Here is a 19,646-nt window from a genome sequence, read left to right on the forward strand (position 1 = left end):
AGTGGTTGTTGATGTCATTGTCACAGTGCGGCCGGTGCCGGTCACAGCGCGTGCAGCGGCTTGCCCGCGAGGTGCAGGAACGCCTCGCCGAGGGCTTCGTTCTGGGTCGGGTGACCGTGCACCAGGGGAGCGATGTCCTCCGGGTAGGCCTCCCAGTTCACGGCGAGCTGGGCTTCGCCGATGAGCTCGCCGACGCGGGCACCGATCATGCTGACGCCGACGACGGGGCCGTCCACGACGCGCACGACCTTGACGGAGCCGGAGGTCCCGATGATGTGGCTCTTGCCGTTGCCGGCCAGGTTGTACTCGTACGAGTCGACCTTGTCGGCGCCGTACTGCTCCTCGGCCTTGGCCTGCGAGAGCCCGACCGACGCGACCTCGGGGTCGGAGTAGGTGATCTTCGGGATGTTCTTGTCCTCGATGACCACCGGGTTGAGGCCAGCGATCTCCTCGGCGACGAAGATGCCCTGCTGGAAGCCGCGGTGCGCGAGCTGCAGACCGGGGACGATGTCGCCGACGGCGTAGACGTTCGGGATGTTCGTGGCGAGACGCTCGTTCGTGGTGACGAACCCGCGGTCCATCGCCACGCCGACCTCGTCGTAGCCGACGTTCTGCGTGACCGGGCCACGGCCGACGGCGACGAGCAGGACGTCGCCGTCGAAGGTCTTGCCGTCCTCCAGCGTGACGACGACGCCGTTCTCGTGCTGCTCGACGCCCTGGAACCGGACACCGAGCGAGAACTCGATGCCGCGCTTGCGGAACGCACGCTCGAGCTGCTTCGACATCGACTCGTCCTCGGCGGGGACCAGGTGCGGCAGGCCCTCGACGATGGTGACCTCGGCCCCGAAGGACTTCCAGACGCTGGCGAACTCGACGCCGATGACGCCGCCGCCCAGGATGACGACCTTGTTCGGGACGTAGTCCATGCGGAGCGCGGTCTCGGAGGTGATCACGCGGCCGCCGATCTCGAGCCCGGGCAGGGACTTCGAGTAGGAGCCGGTCGCGAGCACGATGTTCTTGCCGGTGACGGTCTGGTCGCCGACCTGCACGGTGTTCTGCGAGGTCAGACGACCCCAGCCCTCGACCACGGTGATGCCGCGGGCCTTGATCAGACCCTGCAGGCCCTTGTACTTGGAGTTGATGATGCCCTGCTGGTAGTCGATGACCTTGGGCACGTCGACACCGGCGAACTCCGCGACCACGCCGTACTTCTCGGCGTCGCGCGTCGCGTCGGCGACCTCGGCCGCGTGCAGCAGTGCCTTCGTCGGGATGCAGCCGCGGTGCAGGCACGTCCCTCCGAGCTTGTCGCCCTCGATGAGCGCGACGCTCATGCCGAGTTCGGCGGCCCGGAGCGCAGCGGCGTACCCACCACTCCCGCCACCGAGGACAACGACGTCGTAAGTCTGTTCCGTCACCTGGTGCAACTCCCTCGTGCGTGTCGGGCCGATCGGGCCCTACGTGGACACCGCGGAGGGCGGCGTCCGACGGTCGGACCGCGTGGTTCCGGTCCCGTCCCGTGCAGTACCGGTGGGAGGCGCGTCAGTGCGCCGTTCCCACCGGTACCAAACCTACTACTCGGACTGGAGGTCTTCTGCGAGAGCGATGAGCGTCCGGACCATCACGCCCGTCGCACCCTTGCCCAACCAGGCGTACCCGCCGCCCTTGTTCTCCGACGGACCCGCGATGTCGAGGTGCGCCCAGGGGACACCCTCGCCGGCGAAGCGCTCGAGGAACTTGCCCGCGAGCAGCATGCCGCCGGCCGGGTTGCCGACCGTGGCGTTGACGATGTCGGCGACGTCGCTGGACAGCCGGGCCTCGAGCTCCTCGGGCAGCGGCATCGGCCAGATCGGCTCCGCGACGCCCTCGGCGACGGCGCGGACCTTCGCGACGAGGTCGTCGCTACCCATCAGGCCGGTGGTGCGGTCACCGAGCGCGACGACCTGGGCGCCGGTCAGCGTGGCGACGTCGACGAGCGCGTCGGGCTGCTCGAGCGAGGCGGCGGCCATCCCGTCGCCGAGCACCAGGCGGCCCTCGGCGTCGGTGTTCGTGACCTCGACCGTGGTGCCGTTCTTCAGCGTCAGGACGTCGCCCGGGCGGGTCGCGGTGCCGGAGGGCATGTTCTCGGCGAGGGCGAGCCACGCGGTCACACGCACGTCGAGTCCCAGGCGGGCGGCGGCGACGGTCGCGGCGAGCACCGTGGCGGCACCGGTCATGTCGGTCTTCATGCCGAGCATCGACGCCGCGGGCTTGAGCGAGAGGCCGCCCGAGTCGAAGGTGATGCCCTTGCCCACGAGGGCGAGGTGCTTCGTGGCGGACTCCGGCGCGTACCGGACGACGACCAGGCGCGGGGGACGCGCCGACCCGCGGCCGACACCGAGGATGCCGCCGAAGCCCTGCTCCTCGAGCGCCTGCTCGTCGAGGACCTCGACGGTGAGCGGCAGGTCCGAGGCGAACCCGGTCGCGACGTCGGCGACGTCCTGCGGCCCGAGGTCGCCCGCGGCGGTGTTCACGAGGTCACGCACGAGCGACGCGGCGTCGGCGACGATCGCGGGGCGCACGGCGGCGTCGGCTGCGACGTCGGCGGGGGCGACGACCTCGATGCGCTGGTCACCGCGGGCCGGGGCCTTGGTGCCGCTGCCCTTGTGCCGGGTGAAGGCGTACGCGCCGAGCGCCGCGCCCTCGAGGGCGGCGTCGACGAGCTCGGCGGAGTCGGTGGGCAGGGCGAGCGTGATCGAGTCGACGCGGGGGAGCTGTCGCACGGCGCTGCCGGCCGCAGCGCGGATCGCCGCGGCGCCCGTGGCGGAGCCGAGCCCGATGAGCGCGACCGACTTCGCACCGACGCCGGTGGCGGGCAGCCGGACGAGCTGGTCCTTCGCGCCGGTGACCCCGATCGCGGCGAGGTCGAGGCCGGCGAGGGCGTCGAGCGTGCCGAGGGCGGTGGGGGCGAGCACAGCGGTGCTGTCGGCCTCGCCGGACGAGCCCGGACGGACCCCGACGACGAGCACGTCGGCGGTGGTGGTCTCGGGGGGTGAACTGGTGGTGGAGAGCGTCGGTCGGACCATGCTCCAACCCTACCGACGGCCTGTTCGCTGTCGGCGTGGTCATCACGCACCGGGGACGTCGGAGGCCCCGCCTAGCATGGGGACGGTGAACCACCCCGAGGAGCTCTACACGTTCGACGCGGACGCCCCGACCGTGCCAGCAGGGTTGCACCTGATCGCCGGGCTGACCGGTTTCGCCGATGCCGGATCGGCCGTCGCGCAGGTGACGAACTCGATCCTCGAGGACCTCGACACCGAGCTCGTCGCCGAGTTCGACCCGGACGTGCTGCTCGACTGGCGGGCCCGTCGCCCGGTCATCACCTTCGAGCACGACCACATCAGCGCCGTCGAGCCGCCCCGTCTGGCGCTGCACCTGGTGCGCGACGAGATCGGCCAGCCGTTCCTGTTCCTGTCGGGCTACGAGCCGGACTTCCAGTGGAACCGCTTCGTCCGCGCCGTCACCGGGCTCGCCGCCGACCTGCAGGTCGCCGACACCACGTGGGTGCAGTCCATCCCGATGCCGGTCCCGCACACCCGTCCGATCAGCCTGACCGTCTCCGGCACCCGGGCCGACCTCGTCGAGCAGATGAGCGTCTGGAAGCCCGAGACCCAGGCGCCGGCGAACGTCCTGCACCTGGTCGAGCACCGCCTCGCCGAGACCGGCGCGCAGGTCACCGGGCTCGTGCTGCTCGTGCCGCACTACCTGTCCGACACCGAGTTCCCCGACGCCGCCGTCGCGGCGCTGTCCGGCATCGCCGCCGCGACCGGGCTCATCTTCCCGACGGACGCCCTGCGCGAGTCGGGTCGCGAGTTCCTCACCCGCGTCGAGGAGCAGGTGGCCGGCAACCCCGAGCTGCAGCGCCTGGTCTCCGTGCTCGAGGAGCGGCACGACACGTACATGGAGGGCAACCCCGTCGCGTCGCCGCTCACCGGCGTGGACGGCGAGGTGCCGACCGCCGACGCGATCGCGGCCGAGCTCGAGCGCTTCCTCGCCGACCGGCGCACCCAGGGCGACGCGACCGACTGACCGTCGCGGGATCCGGACGTCCCCACAGGGCGGCCTGGAGGCCCGTGGCGGCCCCGCACCGCGCCTCCAGGCCGTCCTCCGGTCACCCGCACGACGTGACGCGCGTCGACGACGCTCGTCGCGCATCGACGCTGGGACGCGTCGGTAGCCTGGACCGGTGAACTCCCGTCGTGCCTTCCTGATCTGGGGCGTCGCGGTCCTCGCGTACGTCCTCGCCGTGGTGCAGCGGTCCTCGCTCGGGGTCTCCGGTGTCGACGCGCAGGACCGGTTCGCCGTCTCCGCCGCGGTCCTGTCCACCCTCGCCGTGGTGCAGATCGCCGTCTACGCGGGGCTGCAGATCCCGGTGGGGATCGCGCTCGACCGCGTGGGCCCGCGCCGGCTGGTGCTCCTCGGCGCCGCGCTGCTGGTCGTCGGACAGGCGATCGTCGCCGTGTCCCCGTCGATCGGGCCGGCCATCGCGGGGCGGGTGCTCGTCGGTGCCGGTGACGCCATGACCTTCATCTCGGTGATCCGCCTGGTTCCGATGTGGTTCAGCGGCCGGATCCTGCCGCAGATCTCGCAGTGGACGGGCAACCTCGGGCAGATCGGCCAGATCCTGTCGGCGTTCCCGTTCGCGGTGCTGCTGCACACGGTGGGCTGGACCCCGGCGTTCGGCGTCGCGGCCGCGGCCAGCGCTGTCGGTCTCGTGCTCGCCGCGGTCTTCGTGCGGAACGGTCCCGTGCCGGTGCGGACGGACACCATCCCGCTGCCGCACTCGTGGGGCGCCGCGTTCAGCACCTTCGGGCACGCGCTCCGACGCCCGGGCACGCAGCTCGGGTTCTGGTCGCACTACGTCACCCAGTCGTCGGGCACGGTGTTCTCGTTGCTGTGGGGCGTGCCGATGCTCCGAGGGCTCGGGTACTCCCCGGGTGAGGCTGCCGGGTTCCTCACGATCATCGTGGTCGTCGGGTTCGTCGCCGGTCCGGTGCTCGGCGTGCTCTGCGCGCGGTTCCCGATGCGCCGGTCGAACCTGGTGCTCGGCGTGGTCGTCCTGCTCGCGGTGCTCTGGACGGCGATCCTGCTCTGGCCCGGGCACCCGCCGACGTGGTTGCTCGTGCTGCTCGTCGTCGCGATGGGGATCGGTGGGCCCGGTTCCCTGATCGGCTTCGACTTCGCCCGGACCTTCAACCCCGTCGGATCGCTCGGTTCGGCGAACGGCGTCGTGAACGTCGGCGGCTTCCTGGCGGCCTTCGTGATGATGTACCTGATCGGCGTCGTCCTCGACGTCGCTGCGCGGGCTTCGGGCACCGAGGTGTTCGCCTGGGAGAACTTCCGGATCGCCCTCACCGTGCAGTACGTCGTGGTCGGTTTCGGCGTCGGGATGCTCCTGCACGCCCGCCGTCGGACCCGCCGGGTGCTGCACTCGGAAGAGGGAATACGCGTCGGACCACTCTGGGTTGCACTCGTTGCACGCCTGCGGAAGCGGCACGTGCAATAATGATCACGGACCCGTTCGGGACCCCTGTCTGTCGGAACACTTCGGTGCGCCGGTGAACTCGGGGGACTTGACATGGGTCCTAGTGCTGCCCGGAACGGTAGGACTCGTACGACGCGGGGGACTGCGGCGCGGGACCTGGGCGGCGAGGGAGGCCACGACCCCACGAACGTGGCACGACGAGAGAGGTGATCGCATGGCTGCCCGGAGCACGACGATCGATCCCACGAAGGACACCGAGCCCGAGGGCGCTGTGGCAGAGGACGCCACGGACACCGAGGGCACCGCAGCGCCGAAGAAGCGCGCCACGAAGGCCCCCGCCAAGAAGGCGCCCGCCAAGAAGGCGGCGCCCAAGGCGAAGAAGACCGACGCCGTCGACGAGGCGATCGCCTCCGACGAGCCCGTCGAGGAGCCGACCGACGAGGCCGACGACACCGACGACAAGACGGCGAAGCCCGACGCTGCTGCTGCAGTCGCCGCCGGTGCGCTCGTCATCTCGCAGACCGACGACGACGAGGCGCCGGTCTACTCGACGACCATCACGGGTGCCACCGCCGACCCGGTGAAGGACTACCTGAAGCAGATCGGCAAGGTCGCCCTGCTCAACGCCGAGCAGGAGGTCGAGCTCGCGATGCGCATCGAGGCCGGCCTGTTCGCCGAGGACAAGCTGCAGCACGCGACGGGGCTCTCCAAGCCCGCCGAGCGTGAACTGCGCTGGGTCGCCCGTGACGGACAGCGTGCGAAGTCGCACCTGCTCGGCGCGAACCTCCGCCTGGTCGTCTCGCTCGCGAAGCGCTACACCGGTCGTGGCATGCAGTTCCTGGACCTCATCCAGGAGGGCAACCTGGGCCTGATCCGTGCGGTCGAGAAGTTCGACTACACCAAGGGGTTCAAGTTCTCGACCTACGCGACGTGGTGGATCCGTCAGGCCATCACCCGCGCCATGGCCGACCAGGCCCGCACCATCCGCATCCCGGTGCACATGGTCGAGGTCATCAACAAGCTCGCCCGCGTCCAGCGGCAGATGCTGCAGGACCTCGGTCGCGAACCCACTCCGGAAGAGCTCGCCCGCGAGCTCGACATGACCCCGGAGAAGGTCGTCGAGGTCCAGAAGTACGGCCGCGAGCCGATCTCGCTGCACACGCCCCTGGGCGAGGACGGCGACTCGGAGTTCGGTGACCTCATCGAGGACACCGAGGCGGTCGTGCCGGCCGACGCAGTGGGCTTCACGATGCTGCAGAAGCAGCTCGAGAGCCTGCTCGACTCCCTGTCCGAGCGCGAGGCGGGCGTGATCCGCATGCGCTTCGGCCTCGGTGACGGCCAGCCGAAGACCCTCGACCAGATCGGTGACACGTTCGGCGTGACGCGTGAGCGCATCCGTCAGATCGAGTCCAAGACGATGGCGAAGCTCCGCCACCCGTCGCGGTCGCAGTCGCTGCGCGACTACCTCGAGTAAGCCGGCATGCGCTTCTTCATCCCGATCCTGATCGGGCGGATCCTCCGTGCTCTCGCTCGTGCGCGGGGCGGCGGGTCCGCCTACCCGGGGTTCATCGTCCTGAAGCTCGTGCCGGACTTCCTGCAGCACGTGACGAAGCAGTTCCCGAACGGCGTCGTCTTCGTGCTCGGCTCGAACGGCAAGTCGACGACCACGCACATGATCTCCGACATCGTGCGGGCCCACGGGCTGCGGGTCTTCACGAACCCGTCCGGCGCGAACCTGCCGCAGGGCATCGCGTCGGCCCTGCTGTCCGAGGTCTCGCTGACCGGTCGCCTGAAGGCGGACATCGGCATCCTCGAGGTCGACGAGGCCTTCGCGGTCGAGCTCGCCGGGATCCTGTCGCCCTCGACGGTGACGATGCTCAACGTGCAGGTCGACCAGCTGTACCGGTTCTTCGAGACCGAGCGTGTGGCGACGATGATGCTCGACACCGCCGCACTGTCGACGGCGAACGTCATCACGAACCACGACGACCAGTTCCTCGACGGCTACTCCGGTACCCCCGGGCAGCGTGTCCTGCGGTTCGGTGCGAGCGACGAGGTCATCGCCGCAGCGCCGAACGGCCTGCAGAACGCCGACTCGTTCGACGCCGGTGACCGTGCCCAGCACGCCGCCGAGGCCGAGGTCGTTGCCCACACGGGCGACGGCGCGACGATCCGCTTCGACGGCGCCGAGATCCCGGTCCGCCTGCCCGCCCGTGGCCTGCACTACGCGGTCGACGCCGCTGCGGCCACCGCGACGGCGAGTGCGGCCCTCGGTGCGCAGTTCCGCGCGGACGCCGTGACCAAGGCCTTCGGGACGATGAAGCCCGCGTACGGTCGTGGCGAGCGACTGCCCATCGCGGGCGAGTCCGCCGAGTTCACGATGTTCAAGAACGCCGCGAGCCTGCAGCTCAACCTCGACGCCCTGCCGGACCAGCCCGAGCAGGTCCTCATGGCGATCGACGAGGGCACGCCCGACATCTCCTGGATCTACGACATCGACTTCTCGAAGCTCGACCACGTGGACGTCGTCTCCGGTGACAAGGCGTGGCAGATCGCGATCGCGCTCGAGCACGCCGGTGTCCGCATCGGCCGGGTCGAGCCCGACGTCGAAGCGGCCATCAAGCACATGGAGCAGCTCGGCTCGACGACCCGCGGGACGAAGAACTTCATCGTCAACTACGAGATCATGATGATCGCCCGCAAGGCCCTCGGCCACCCGGACATGGAGAAGACCGCATGACGGCCGACCGGCTGACCATCCTGCACGTCTACCCCCGGCAGATGGGCGTCTCGGGCGACCGTGGCAACGTCGCGGCGTTGGTCCGCCGTGCGGCCGCCGCGGACATCGAGACCCAGGTCCTCGAGTACGCGCCCGGTGACGACCTGCCGACCTCGGCGGACGTCGTCGTCATCGGCAACGGTCCGCTCAGCGCGATGCGTTCCCTGGGCGACGACGTCACACGCGTCGGCGGGGCGCTCCGTGCGTTCGCGACCGACGGTGTGCCGCTGCTCGCCGTCGGCGGTGGGTTCGACCTCGCGACGAACGAGGTCGTGCCGACCGAGGGTGCGCCGGTCGCGGGCTTCGGCGTGTTCGACGCCCGAGCCGTCCGTGGTGCCGAACGTCGCGTGAACTACTTCGTCCTCGAGACTCGGTACCCGCTGCTCCCCGGAGCACCGAAGCGTCTCGCCGGCTTCGAGGACCACGCAACCCGCATCGAGCTCGCAGCCGGGGTCACCCCCTTCGCCGACGTCGTCTCCGGCGGCGGCAACCAGGCCGGCTCCCCGGTCGAGGGCGCGATCGTCGGGAACTCCTTCGGCACGCACACCCAGGGTCCGGTCCTGCCGCTCAACCCGCAGCTGACCGACGGCGTCCTCGCCGCAGCAACCGCGCGCCTCGGCCGCGAGTACGCACCGGACGCCGAGCGCACGGCGACCATCGACCGCTACGCCCGCGAAGCGCGAGCGACAGTCGACCGCTACGTCGACAAGGCGTTCAAGCGCATCGCCTGACGCACGAAGCAGAAGGCCGGGTCCCGACGGGGCCCGGCCTTCGTCGTCTCTAATGAGTGGCAACTATTGCCAAGTCGGTCCGCTCGTGTTCGAGATGTGAAATGTTGAAAGCCGACAAAGGAGGCTTCATGCTCACCAACAAATCCGTCCTCGCCCTGGTCGGCGCACTCGTCGTGGCGATCACCACTGCCGGTGCCGTCGTCCAGACAGCTCCGGCTGAGGCCGCGACGCCCCGCATCAGTTCGGCCTGCAGTTCGGTGCCGACGACCACGACCGAGTTCGACGGGGTTCCGGGGACGATCTTCTACAAGCGGCTCCAGTGCCTCGGCAGCATGGCGGGGTACTACGGCTACAAGGGACCGATCGACGGGATCATGGGTCCGAACTCGTGGACGGGTATCTCCGAGCAGCTCGCGAAGGGCGGGTACTTCCGTGCAGGCGACCTCCACAACTGGCAGAGCCCCGAGATCATCCGGGCACTGCAGCGATGGGCGGCCGCCCACGGCCGCTACAGCGGCCCCATCGACGGCATCTGGGGGCCGAACAGCTACCGCGGCGCCGCCTGGGCGCTGAACCGAGCGTTCTGAGACGCGCAACAGACAGACAGGAGGCGCGGTGCCAGCTGGCACCGCGCCTCCCGTCTTCGTGTCGGTCGCGACTACTTCGACTCGTAGAGTCGGCTGCTCTCGTCGTGCCACTCGATGGCGGTCGCCGCGAGCTTGTCCTTGAACTCGGCGCCGTGGTGGGCGCAGAAGTAGAGCTCGCCGCTCGACATGGTGGCTCGGATGTAGGCCTGCGCCCCGCAGCTGTCGCAACGGTCGGCGGCGGTCAGCTGGTGGTTGCTGACTTCGTCGATGGAGGGGTCCTGCACGGTCTGGGTCATTGCTGTGCTCCTCACGGATCGCAGGTGGTGCCGGGTGGTTGCACCATTTCAACACGTGATGCCTGAGAGCGACGCATTGTCGGGGCCTGTTTCGCTCAGCGCGGATCGCTTGGCCCCAGTGCGAGTGTCCCCACGGTGCTGTCGGTGCCGCTCGGTAAACTCTCACGGTGAGCTCCGACTACTCCGCACGCCATCTCTCCGTCCTCGAAGGGCTCGAGGCGGTCCGGAAGCGGCCGGGCATGTACATCGGCTCGACGGACTCCCGGGGCCTCATGCACTGCCTGTGGGAGATCATCGACAACTCGGTCGACGAAGCCCTCGCGGGACACGGTGACGAGATCGGCGTCGTGCTGCACGCCGACGGCTCGGTCGAGGTCCGGGACACCGCCCGGGGCATCCCCGTCGACGTCGAACCGAAGACCGGCCTCACCGGGGTCGAGGTCGTGTTCACCAAGCTGCACGCCGGCGGGAAGTTCGGCTCGGGGTCCTACGCGGCCTCGGGTGGCCTGCACGGGGTCGGCGCCTCGGTCGTGAACGCGCTGTCGGAGCGCCTCGACGTCGAGGTCGACCGGGGCGGCAAGACGTACGCCATGTCGTTCCACCGCGGCGAGCCGGGCATCTTCGACGACAGCAAGGGCATCGGCCCGGACGCCCCGTTCGCGCCCTTCACCTCGGGCAGTGAACTGCGTGTGGTGGGCAAGGTCAAGAAGGGCGTCACCGGCTCCCGGATCCGCTACTGGGCGGACCGCCAGATCTTCACCGCCGACGCCCGGTTCAGCACCGACGACCTCGTCACGCGGGCACGCCAGACCGCGTTCCTCGTGCCCGGCCTCGGCATCACCATCACCGACGAGCGCGCGGCGTCGATCGAGGCCGCTGCTGCCCGGGCCGAGGCGACGGGCACCACCGTGGCCGCCGGACCGGTGGTCGAGCGCTTCCGGTACGAGGGCGGGATCGGCGAGTTCGTCGAGCACCTCGCCGTCGACAGCCCTCTCACCGACGTCTGGCGCGTGCAGGGGACCGGCACCTTCACCGAGACCGTGCCGATGCTCGACGACAAGGGCCACATGGTCTCCACCTCGGTCGAGCGCGAGTGCGAGGTCGACCTGGCGCTCCGCTGGGGCAGCGGCTACGAGACCGTGTTCCGCAGCTTCGTCAACATCATCGCGACGCCGAAGGGCGGCACCCACCAGGCCGGGTTCGAGTCGGGCGTCGTCAAGGCGGTCCGTGCCCAGGTCGAGGCGAACGCCCGCAAGCTCAAGGTCGGGCAGGACAAGCTCGACAAGGACGACGTGCTCGCCGGCATGACCGCCGTGCTGACCGTGCGCCTGCCCGAGCCGCAGTTCGAGGGGCAGACGAAGGAGATCCTCGGCACCCCCGCGGTCCGCAAGATCGTCGACCAGGTCGTGTCGAAGCGCATCACCGAGATCCTCACCTCGACGCAGCGCACCGAGAAGGCACAGTCGGCCGCCCTGCTCGAGAAGGTCGTGTCCGAGATGAAGACCCGCATCTCGGCGCGGGCCCACAAGGAGACGCAGCGCCGCAAGAACGCGCTCGAGAACTCGTCGCTGCCGACGAAGCTCGCCGACTGCCGCTCGCAGGAGACCGAGGGCACGGAGCTCTTCATCGTCGAGGGGGACTCGGCCCTGGGCACCGCGAAGCTCGCCCGCAACAGCGAGTACCAGGCGCTGCTGCCGATCCGCGGCAAGATCCTCAACGTGCAGAAGGCGTCCGTGTCGGACATGCTCTCGAACGTCGAGTGCGCGTCGATCATCCAGGTCATCGGCGCCGGTTCGGGCCGTACGTTCGACATCGACCAGGCCCGCTACGGCAAGATCATCATCATGTCGGACGCCGACGTCGACGGCGCCCACATCCGCACGCTGCTGCTGACGCTGTTCTTCCGGTACATGCGGCCGATGATCGAGCAGGGCCGGGTCTTCGCCGCCGTGCCGCCGCTGCACCGGGTCGTCGTGGTGAACCGCGGCAAGCCGAACGACACGCTGTACACGTACTCCGAACAGGAGCTGCAGACGGTGCTGAAGAAGCTCGAGAAGACGGGCAAGAAGTACCAGGAGCCGATCCAGCGGTACAAGGGCCTCGGCGAGATGGACGCCGACCAGCTGGCGGAGACCACGATGGACCGCGCGCACCGCACCCTGCGCCGGGTGAACGTGACCCATGCCGAGGGTGCCGCGAAGGTGTTCGAGCTGCTCATGGGCAACGACGTCGCGCCGCGCAAGGAGTTCATCCTGGCCGGCGAGGGCCTGGACCGCGACCGCATCGACGCGTAGCGCGTCGCGCGTCGCGCGTCGCGCGTCGCGAAAGCGACACCGCTCGGCCGACTCACGCGGTCCATCCCGCGGAAGCGACAGAACCCCGCCGACAGTCGGCGGGGTTCTGTCGCTTCCGCGACGGCGGACGGGAGGCCCGTGGCGGGGCCGCCCCGCGCCTCCAGGCCGGTGCGCCCTGCGTTCTCACGCGCTGGGCGACACCTCATGGGTCTCGCAGGCCGTGAGGTGTCGCCAGGCGCGAAACGAGGCGGACACTGCCGCGCGCCTACGCCTCGCCGGCGGTGCCGTCGAGCGTCGCGGCGCTGCCGCCGATCGAGCCGATGACGGCCTCGAGCGGGGCACCCGACCCGTCACGCTTCGACAGCCAGTCGGGCAGGGTCCGCGCGGCGCCGTCCGTGCCGACGGCGTGCGGCGGCGCGATGCCGGCCCAGCCCACGGTGAGCCCGTCCTCGCCCTTCAGGAACGCGTGCGCCCGGACACCCTGGGTGGCGCGGCCCTTCGCCGGGAACTCCGAGAGGGCGGAGACCTTGGCGCGACCGGCGTCCGTGCCGGGCAGGGCGGTCGAGGTGGTGGACACCGTGGCGACCACGGCGTCGTCGGAGCGTGCGACCGAGCCGAACCAGATCACGGAGGCGCCGTCAGCGAGTGCCATGCCGGCCACTCCACCGGCGGGCAGCCCCTGCGCCCGGACGACGGACGCCGGGAACCGCAGCAGCTGCGCGTTCGAGCTGATGAACACGAGGTCGTCGGACTCCGGGGCCTGGGCAGCGCCGACGACCTGGTCGCCGGGCTTCAGGCCGATGGCGACGAACTCGGGCTTGTCGGGCCATGCACCCGCCACGACGCGCTTCACCACGCCGTGTGCGGTGCCGATCGCCAGCGAGTCCGAGGACGCGCCGGACAGGTCGACGATCGCCACGACCGTCTCGCCCTTGGTGAGCGCCAGGAAGTCGGTGACCCGGACGCCGGCGTCGAGCCGGACCGCGGCGGGCGGTACGGCGGGGACGTCGACGGGGGAGAGCCGGAGGACCCGCCCGGTCGAGGTGATCGCGCCGATCTGCCCCCGCACCGTGCTCACCACGGCGGAGCGGACGGCGTCGTGCTTCGAGCGCTTCGGCACGCGGACGATGCCGAGCTCCGACGTCGGGATGTCGACGCGGATGAGCCGTCCGGTGGTGGAGAGGAGCACGCGGCAGGGGGAGTCGGCGATCTGCAGGGACTCCGGGTCGACCGCGGCCTTCCGACCGCCCTTCACCGGGGCGTCGGCCTCGGTGAGCAGGGTGCGGCGCGGGGTCGCGAACTTGTCGGACACCTCGGTGAGCTCGAGGGCGACCTGCGCGCGGAGCCGTTCGTCGGACGCCAGCAGTTCTTCGAGCGCGGCGATGTCCGCGAGCAGCTGGTCGCGCTCGGCCTCGAGCTCCATCCGCGAGAACTTCGTCAGGCGGCGCAGGCGCAGCTCGAGGATGTACTCGGCCTGCACCTCGGACAGGTCGAAGACGTCGCGCAGGCGGTTGCGCGCCGCCTCGGAGTCGTCGGAGGTGCGGATGACCTGGATGACCTCGTCGATGTCGAGGATCGCGATGAGCAGGCCCTCGACCAGGTGCAGCCGTTCCTTGCGTCGTGCCAGCCGGTACTGCGACCGGCGGGTGACGACGTCGAGCCGGTGCTGCACGTAGACGTCGAGCAGCTCGCGGAGCCCGAGGGTGCGCGGTGACCCGCCGACCAGCGCGACGTTGTTGATGCCGAAGCCGTCCTCGAGCGGGGTGTGCTTGTAGAGCTGCTCGAGCACGGCGGTGGGGTTGAAGCCGCTCTTGATGCCGATGACGAGCCGGAGCCCGTGGTTGCGGTCGGTCAGGTCGTTGACGTCCGAGATGCCGACGAGCTTCTTGGACTGGACGCCGTCCTTGATCTTCTCGATGACGCGTTCGGGGCCGACCAGGTACGGCAGCTCGGTGACGACGAGCCCCACCTTGCGCGGGGTGAGGTTCTCGACGCTCACCTTGGCGCGGGTGCGGAACGAACCGCGGCCGGTGGCGTAGGCGTCGCGGACCCCGGAGAGCCCGACGATGGTGCCGCCGGACGGCAGGTCGGGGCCGGGCACGAACTCCATGAGCTCTTCGAGGCTGGCCTGCGGGTTCATGAGCAGGTGCTTCGCGGCCTCGACCACTTCGCCCAGGTTGTGCGGCGCCATGTTCGTCGCCATGCCGACCGCGATGCCGGAGGCGCCGTTGACGAGCAGGTTCGGGAACGCCGCCGGCAGCACGCCCGGCTGCATGATCTGGTTGTCGTAGTTCGGGACGAAGTCGACGACGTCCTCGCCCAGGCCCTCCGTCATCGCCATCGACGGTTCGGCGAGCCTGGCCTCGGTGTACCGGGCCGCAGCGGGGCCGTCGTCGAGCGAGCCGAAGTTGCCGTGACCGTCGACGAGCGGCACGCGCATCGTGAACGGTTGGGCCATGCGGACCAGCGCGTCGTAGATCGCGCCGTCGCCGTGCGGGTGCAGCTTGCCCATCACCTCGCCGGTGACGCGAGCGCTCTTGACGTGTCCGCGGTCGGGCCGCAGCCCCATCTCCGCCATCTGGTACAGGATGCGACGCTGCACCGGCTTCAGGCCGTCGCGGGCGTCGGGCAGCGCCCGCGAGTAGATGACGGAGTACGCGTACTCGAGGAAGGAGCCCTGCATCTCCTCGGAGACGTCGACGTCCTCGATGCGCTCACCGTCGGGCAGGCCGACTACGTCCGTGCGTGCCATGGCACCTTTCTGGAGAACCGGAGTCGTCTGGGAGACTCGTGGGATGGGAACAAGCGTACCGACGGCCCCCGTCGCCGTCGCGAACCTCGCCGACGTCTTCCCGAGTTGCCTCGTGGCGCTCGGCGCTGCGGACGACGCGTGGTTGCGGAACGACGGCCTGGAGGCCCGGATCACCCTCCGCCCCGCCCGCTCGGCGATCGTCGTGCTGGTCGACGGCCTCGGTTCCGCCGCGCTGGCGGCGCGCGCCGGGCACGCCCGCTGGTTGACCGGTGCGAAAGGCACCGGCACCGCGAAGAAGCTGCGGAGCGGGTTCCCGACGACGACGGCGGCGGCGCTGAGCACCCTGACCACCGGCCGCTCGCCCGGCACCCACGGCGTCGTCGGGTACAGCGGCTGGAACCCGGACACCGGTGCCGTGATGAACCTGCTCGGCGGCTGGGACACCGAGGTGCCCGCCGACTGGTTCCTGACGCAGACCCTGTTCACCCGGGCCGCGGAGCTCGGGCTCGACCCGGTCGTCGTCGGGCCGGACCGGTACCGCTCGTCCGGGATGACCGCGAACGTGCTCGGCGGCGCCCGGTACGTGTCGGCGGACACCATCCCGCAGCGTGTCGACGCCGCACTGGCCGAGACCGCCACCGGTCGCTCGCTCGTCTACCTGTACGTGCCGGAGCTCGACTCGATCGGGCACAAGTACGGCTGGCAGTCCGACCGGTGGACGGCTGCCCTCGAGCTGCTCGACGGGGAACTCGCCCGCCTCGATGCACGGACCGCCGACGACGTGGGAGTCCTGGTGACGGCGGACCACGGTGTGCTCGACGTGCCGGACCACGCGAACATCGCCATCGACCCGCTGCTGCTCACCGACGTCGTCGGCGTCGCGGGTGACCCGCGCTGCCGGCAGCTCACCGTCGCACCCGGCACGGACGTCCGCGCCCTCGTCGGAGCGTTCCGGGCGCGCTACGGCAAGAAGGCGTCCGTCGCCAGCCGTGCCGAGGCGATCGAGGCCGGGTGGTTCGGGCAGGTGTCCGACCAGGTGGTGCCGCGCATCGGCGACGTGCTCGTCGTGGCGCGCGGCTCGTGGGCGTTCAACGACGACCGTGCCCTGCGCGAGGACGAGACGCCGAAACGCATGATCGGCCAGCACGGGGCGATGACCGACGAGGAGACGATCGTGCCGCTCCGGCTCGCCGGCGCGTTCGCCCACTGAGGGCGCCAGCGCCGACCGGCGACGTGCCGATCAGGCGGGGTCGTCGTCCGGGCGGGTGCCGAAGACGATCTCGTCCCAGCTCGGCATCGAGCGGCGGTTGCGCTTCTTGCGTTCGCCACGGCTCTCGGGCTCCGGCGCCGAGGCCGGACGGGCATCGGCCGACTGTGGTGCGGTGTCGTGCGCGCCGCCGTCCTCGAAGCCCTGCAGCGGGATGTCGACGACGCTGATGGAGGTACCGCGGGCGGACTCGTCGCGCTGCTCGCCGAAGGACGCTGCTTCGCGCTCACCGCGGCGACGGCGGAGCGCCTCGAGCAGGTCGGCGGTCTCGTTGCCGGGAGCACGCTCTTCCACGGCGGCCTGGCCGATGCGGGGCAGCGGTGCACGGAGCGGCGCGTGCTGGGACGGCTCGGGCTCCGCGGCCGGCTGCTCCGGCTCGTCGACGCGGAAGGCGCCGGAGTCGAAGCGGGTGCCGTCGTCGTCCTGCTGCTCGAACTCGACCGCACGCAGGCGCGGGGCGATGCCCTCGTCGTCGGTGTGCGAGAGCCGGTGCGCGTCACCGTTGTCCGGCACGAGGGTCGAGGTCTTGGGGTCGAAGTGCCACTGGGCGTCGTGCTCGACCTCGCCAGCGGTGTAGCGGACGCGGACCTGCCAGCCGCTCTCCGGGTGCTTCCAGGAGCCCCAGGTGATCGCGGTGGCCTCGCCGGCCTCGAGCTTCGCGGTGATCGCGGGGCCGAAGGTGTCGGGGGCCTCGTCGTCGACCGGGGTGACCGGCACACGGTGCGAGGCGTCGAGGATGAAGGCACGCTCGGCGAGGACCGGGCCCTCGAAGCGGCGGACGTACTCGACGTCGACGTCGAGCGCGGCGGCCACGTCGGCGGCGTCGGCGCCACCACGGATGCGCGCCTGGACGTCCTTGGGGGAGACCCGCTTCTGCGGACCGGCGTCGGGGTTCGCCTGGCGCACCTGGCCTGCCAGCGACGACGTGACGGGCAACCGGAACTCGGTGCCGCCGTCGGTCGCCAGGAGGAGTGCGCCGGACTCGACTCCGATGACTCTCACGTCTTGCATGGTTCCGCCTTCCCAGCGTCGCGTACGGTCCTGCTGTCGTACCCCGTGAGTATGCAGGGACGACGGGCGGTTTCCGGGGAGGCGCACGGGCGTGCCGCGGACATCCGCACGGCCGATCCCGGGCGTGCGGCGCTCCGGCAACGGGTGTCGGGAATGTCCGGTTCCGGTCATGGGTTGCACAGCCAGCACGACCCGCCGCAGCACTCGGTTTGCGCTCTGGCGGGGCGTGGTGCAAACTGTCGCCGCCGATCACCCGGCGACGACCTCTCGATACGAGAAATGGATGGGCATGGCCACCGATTACGACGCCCCCCGGAAGACCGACGACAACTCTGACTCAGAGTCGATCGAGGCCCTCAAGGAGCGCGTTCCCGACAAGATGTCGGGGGTCGTCGACGATGATTCCGACAACCCCGGCAGCTTCGAACTCGCCGGGCAGGACCTCAGCGACGTCGACCTCGACGTCGTTGTGCTGCCCCCGCAGGTCGATGAGTTCACCTGCGTCGAGTGCTTCCTCGTGAAGCACCGCTCCCAGCTCGACCACGAGTCGAAGCTCGGACCGGTCTGCGCGGAGTGCGCTTCGCTGTAGACGCAACGATCAGCGAAGGCCCCGCATCCTCCAGGGATGCGGGGCCTTCGTCGTGTGCTGCGAGGCGGGGCCGAACCGCGCCTCCAGGCCGTGGGCAGTGGTCCGTCAGGACCGCAGCGCCTCGACGACCTTGCCCGGGTGCCGGACGCTGACCAGCCAGTAGGGCGTCGGGTCCGCGTCGTCGCGCACCTCGACCTTGACGACCCCGCGGACGTAGCCGCGGAAGAGGGTCCAGGCGCGGGCGTCGAGTGCCGGCCCGCGCTGCTCGGTGGCCGCTGCGCCCTCGAACGCCTCGGTCGTGCCGACGAGCGTGCGGGGGAGGTGTGCCTTGCCCGCGCGGAACTCGGTGTCGGTGACCTCGATGGTGGGTGCGAGTGCCCACAGGAGGACCAGGACCCCGAGCTCCATCCCGATCGCCACGAGGACGCCGGCCAGGACGCTGATGGGGAGGAAGACGAGCAGGGTGGCGGGGATGACGAGCGCCGTCGCCAGGTAGAGGGCGGGCGGGGCCCAGAGTCGTTCGCGGTACAGGGTCACGGGACCATTCGATCACGAGCGAGCGAGGTCACGGAACGGTCACGGCTGCACTACCCTCGTCACGTGACCGAACCAGTCGACGTCCTCTGGACCGGGGAGCACGCTCCCGGCCACGCCCACCCCGGCGACGCGGGTGCCGATCTCGTCTCCACCGAGGCCTTCGTGCTGCAGCCGGGGGAGCGACACCTGGCCGCCACGGGGCTGCGCATCGCACTGCCCGAGGGGTACGCCGCGTTCGTGGTCCCACGGAGCGGCCTGGCTGCGAAGCACGGCATCACGATCGTGAACAGCCCCGGCACCGTCGACTCCGGCTACCGCGGGGAGATCAAGGTCGCCCTGCTCAACACCGACCAGACGGAACCGTACGAGGTGCACGTCGGCGACCGCATCGCCCAGTTGATCGTGATGCCGGTGCCGCAGGTGACCTACACCCGGGTCGACGACCTGCCGGACAGTGTCCGCGGACAGGGCGGGTTCGGCTCGTCGGGCTACGGTGACCGGAGCGACGCCGTGACCGGTGCCGCCGCAGACGCTCAGGAAGGAACGCGCGCATGAAGTTCGGCCGACGCAAGCGGGACGAGGTCGAGGTGGCGGACGCCGTCGCCGACGACATCGAGGTCGCGGACACGTCCCCCGAGGTCGACATCGCGACGGATGCCGACGCGGACCTCGACGAGGTCGACGCGGTCGCCCCGACGGACAAGTCCGCTCCGGAGGACCGGGCCGAGAACGGCCCCCACGACGAGACCGAGGCGAACCTGGTCCGCCCCTACGTCGACCTGGGCGGGGTGAAGGTGCTCCCGCGCGAGGGCCTGCACCTGCGCCTCGAGGTCGAGGAGGGCTCCCAGCGCGTCGTCGCGGTCGGGCTCGACTACGATGAGTCCACGCTGCAGGTCCAGCCGTTCGCTGCGCCCCGGTCCACCGGCCTGTGGCACGAGATTCGCGCGCAGATCGCCGAGCAGATCGAGCGCCAGGGCGGTGTCGTGACCGAGGTCGATGGCCCGTTCGGCCCCGAGCTCCGCGCGTCCGTCCCGGTCGCCGTGGACGGCGACGGCGGCACCGCCGGCTCCCGCCCGGCCCGCTTCGTCGGCGTCGACGGCCCGCGCTGGTTCCTGCGTGGCGTGATCGCCGGCAAGGCCGCCGAGCAGCCCGACGACGCGAGCGAGATCGAGGAGCTGTTCCGCAGCGTCGTCGTCGTGCGCGGCACGACGCCGATGCCGCCGCGCGACCTCATCCCGCTGCACATGCCCAAGTCGACGCAGACCGCGATCTGACCGAC

The 19,646-nt window shown here is 70.7% G+C and carries 17 protein-coding genes; 11 read left to right on the forward strand and 6 right to left on the reverse strand.

Features of this window, described 5'->3' with window-relative positions; genetic code table 11:
- Positions 1 to 41: 41 nt before the first annotated feature.
- Both lpdA and HP445_RS15650 read right to left on the reverse strand, forming a co-directional pair.
- Positions 42 to 1,415: a dihydrolipoyl dehydrogenase gene (gene lpdA / locus HP445_RS15645; protein ID WP_111022800.1), complete on the reverse strand. Its 1,374-nt coding sequence runs from the start codon at positions 1,413 to 1,415 to the stop codon at positions 42 to 44.
- Positions 1,416 to 1,571: 156 nt separating this feature from the next.
- A complete protein-coding gene (locus HP445_RS15650; RefSeq protein WP_128779819.1) occupies positions 1,572 to 3,062 on the reverse strand; it encodes a leucyl aminopeptidase in 1,491 nt (496 codons plus the stop codon).
- A 76-nt stretch (positions 3,063 to 3,138) separates the two neighbouring features.
- Here HP445_RS15650 and HP445_RS15655 point away from each other — a divergent pair, with 76 nt between their 5' ends.
- The 6 genes from HP445_RS15655 (at position 3,139) to HP445_RS15680 (ending at position 9,621) form a co-directional block, all read left to right on the forward strand.
- A complete protein-coding gene (locus HP445_RS15655; RefSeq protein WP_027465460.1) occupies positions 3,139 to 4,068 on the forward strand; it encodes a proteasome assembly chaperone family protein in 930 nt (309 codons plus the stop codon).
- A 157-nt stretch (positions 4,069 to 4,225) separates the two neighbouring features.
- A complete protein-coding gene (locus tag HP445_RS15660; RefSeq protein ID WP_071403956.1) occupies positions 4,226 to 5,545 on the forward strand; it encodes an MFS transporter in 1,320 nt (439 codons plus the stop codon).
- 193 nt (positions 5,546 to 5,738) lie between these two features.
- The gene (locus HP445_RS15665; RefSeq protein ID WP_027465462.1) at positions 5,739 to 6,998 is read left to right on the forward strand and encodes an RNA polymerase sigma factor; all 1,260 of its coding nucleotides are present in this window, start codon (positions 5,739 to 5,741) and stop codon (positions 6,996 to 6,998) included.
- 6 nt (positions 6,999 to 7,004) lie between these two features.
- Entirely contained in the window at positions 7,005 to 8,264 is a 1,260-nt protein-coding gene (locus tag HP445_RS15670; protein ID WP_128779820.1) for a MurT ligase domain-containing protein, read from the forward strand.
- Positions 8,261 to 9,034 (forward strand): type 1 glutamine amidotransferase, encoded by a 774-nt coding sequence (locus tag HP445_RS15675; RefSeq protein WP_128779821.1) that lies wholly within the window; start codon positions 8,261 to 8,263, stop codon positions 9,032 to 9,034. The genes HP445_RS15670 and HP445_RS15675 overlap by 4 nt, the downstream gene beginning before the upstream one ends.
- Positions 9,035 to 9,162: 128 nt before the next feature.
- Positions 9,163 to 9,621, forward strand: coding sequence for a hypothetical protein (locus HP445_RS15680; protein ID WP_128779822.1), 459 nt, complete (start codon positions 9,163 to 9,165; stop codon positions 9,619 to 9,621).
- A 71-nt stretch (positions 9,622 to 9,692) separates the two neighbouring features.
- Here HP445_RS15680 and HP445_RS15685 read toward each other — a convergent pair whose 3' ends face one another.
- Positions 9,693 to 9,917: a DUF7455 domain-containing protein gene (locus tag HP445_RS15685; protein ID WP_017886093.1), complete on the reverse strand. Its 225-nt coding sequence runs from the start codon at positions 9,915 to 9,917 to the stop codon at positions 9,693 to 9,695.
- A 167-nt stretch (positions 9,918 to 10,084) separates the two neighbouring features.
- Here HP445_RS15685 and HP445_RS15690 point away from each other — a divergent pair, with 167 nt between their 5' ends.
- Positions 10,085 to 12,211, forward strand: a complete 2,127-nt coding sequence (locus HP445_RS15690) for a DNA gyrase/topoisomerase IV subunit B (protein ID WP_071403953.1) — start codon at positions 10,085 to 10,087, stop codon at positions 12,209 to 12,211.
- A gap of 265 nt (positions 12,212 to 12,476) precedes the next feature.
- On the opposite strand, the gene HP445_RS15695 is transcribed toward HP445_RS15690, so the two are convergent.
- A complete protein-coding gene (locus HP445_RS15695; protein WP_128779823.1) occupies positions 12,477 to 14,963 on the reverse strand; it encodes a DNA gyrase/topoisomerase IV subunit A in 2,487 nt (828 codons plus the stop codon).
- A gap of 43 nt (positions 14,964 to 15,006) precedes the next feature.
- Here HP445_RS15695 and HP445_RS15700 point away from each other — a divergent pair, with 43 nt between their 5' ends.
- Positions 15,007 to 16,173, forward strand: a complete 1,167-nt coding sequence (locus HP445_RS15700) for an alkaline phosphatase family protein (RefSeq protein WP_164941098.1) — start codon at positions 15,007 to 15,009, stop codon at positions 16,171 to 16,173.
- 30 nt (positions 16,174 to 16,203) lie between these two features.
- Here HP445_RS15700 and sepH read toward each other — a convergent pair whose 3' ends face one another.
- On the reverse strand, positions 16,204 to 17,232 hold the full coding sequence (sepH, locus tag HP445_RS15705; RefSeq protein WP_164941099.1) for a septation protein SepH: 1,029 nt from the start codon (positions 17,230 to 17,232) through the stop codon (positions 16,204 to 16,206).
- Between the two features lie 298 nt (positions 17,233 to 17,530).
- On the opposite strand from sepH, the gene HP445_RS15710 reads away from it, so the two are divergent.
- Positions 17,531 to 17,830 carry a DUF4193 domain-containing protein gene (locus HP445_RS15710; protein ID WP_017886098.1) on the forward strand — a complete coding sequence of 100 codons (300 nt, stop codon included), beginning with the start codon at positions 17,531 to 17,533 and terminating at the stop codon, positions 17,828 to 17,830.
- A gap of 105 nt (positions 17,831 to 17,935) precedes the next feature.
- Here the strand turns inward: HP445_RS15710 and HP445_RS15715 are convergent, their stop codons facing one another.
- Positions 17,936 to 18,367, reverse strand: coding sequence for a DUF3093 domain-containing protein (locus tag HP445_RS15715; protein ID WP_110859581.1), 432 nt, complete (start codon positions 18,365 to 18,367; stop codon positions 17,936 to 17,938).
- A 63-nt stretch (positions 18,368 to 18,430) separates the two neighbouring features.
- On the opposite strand from HP445_RS15715, the gene dut reads away from it, so the two are divergent.
- Positions 18,431 to 18,922 carry a dUTP diphosphatase gene (gene dut, locus HP445_RS15720; protein WP_071403948.1) on the forward strand — a complete coding sequence of 164 codons (492 nt, stop codon included), beginning with the start codon at positions 18,431 to 18,433 and terminating at the stop codon, positions 18,920 to 18,922.
- On the forward strand, positions 18,919 to 19,641 hold the full coding sequence (locus tag HP445_RS15725; protein ID WP_027465470.1) for a DUF3710 domain-containing protein: 723 nt from the start codon (positions 18,919 to 18,921) through the stop codon (positions 19,639 to 19,641). Before dut ends, HP445_RS15725 begins: the two co-directional genes overlap by 4 nt.
- Positions 19,642 to 19,646 lie beyond the last annotated feature (5 nt).

It is taken from the genome of Curtobacterium flaccumfaciens, from assembly GCF_013359815.1.
Taxonomy (GTDB): Bacteria; Actinomycetota; Actinomycetes; order Actinomycetales; family Microbacteriaceae; genus Curtobacterium; species Curtobacterium flaccumfaciens.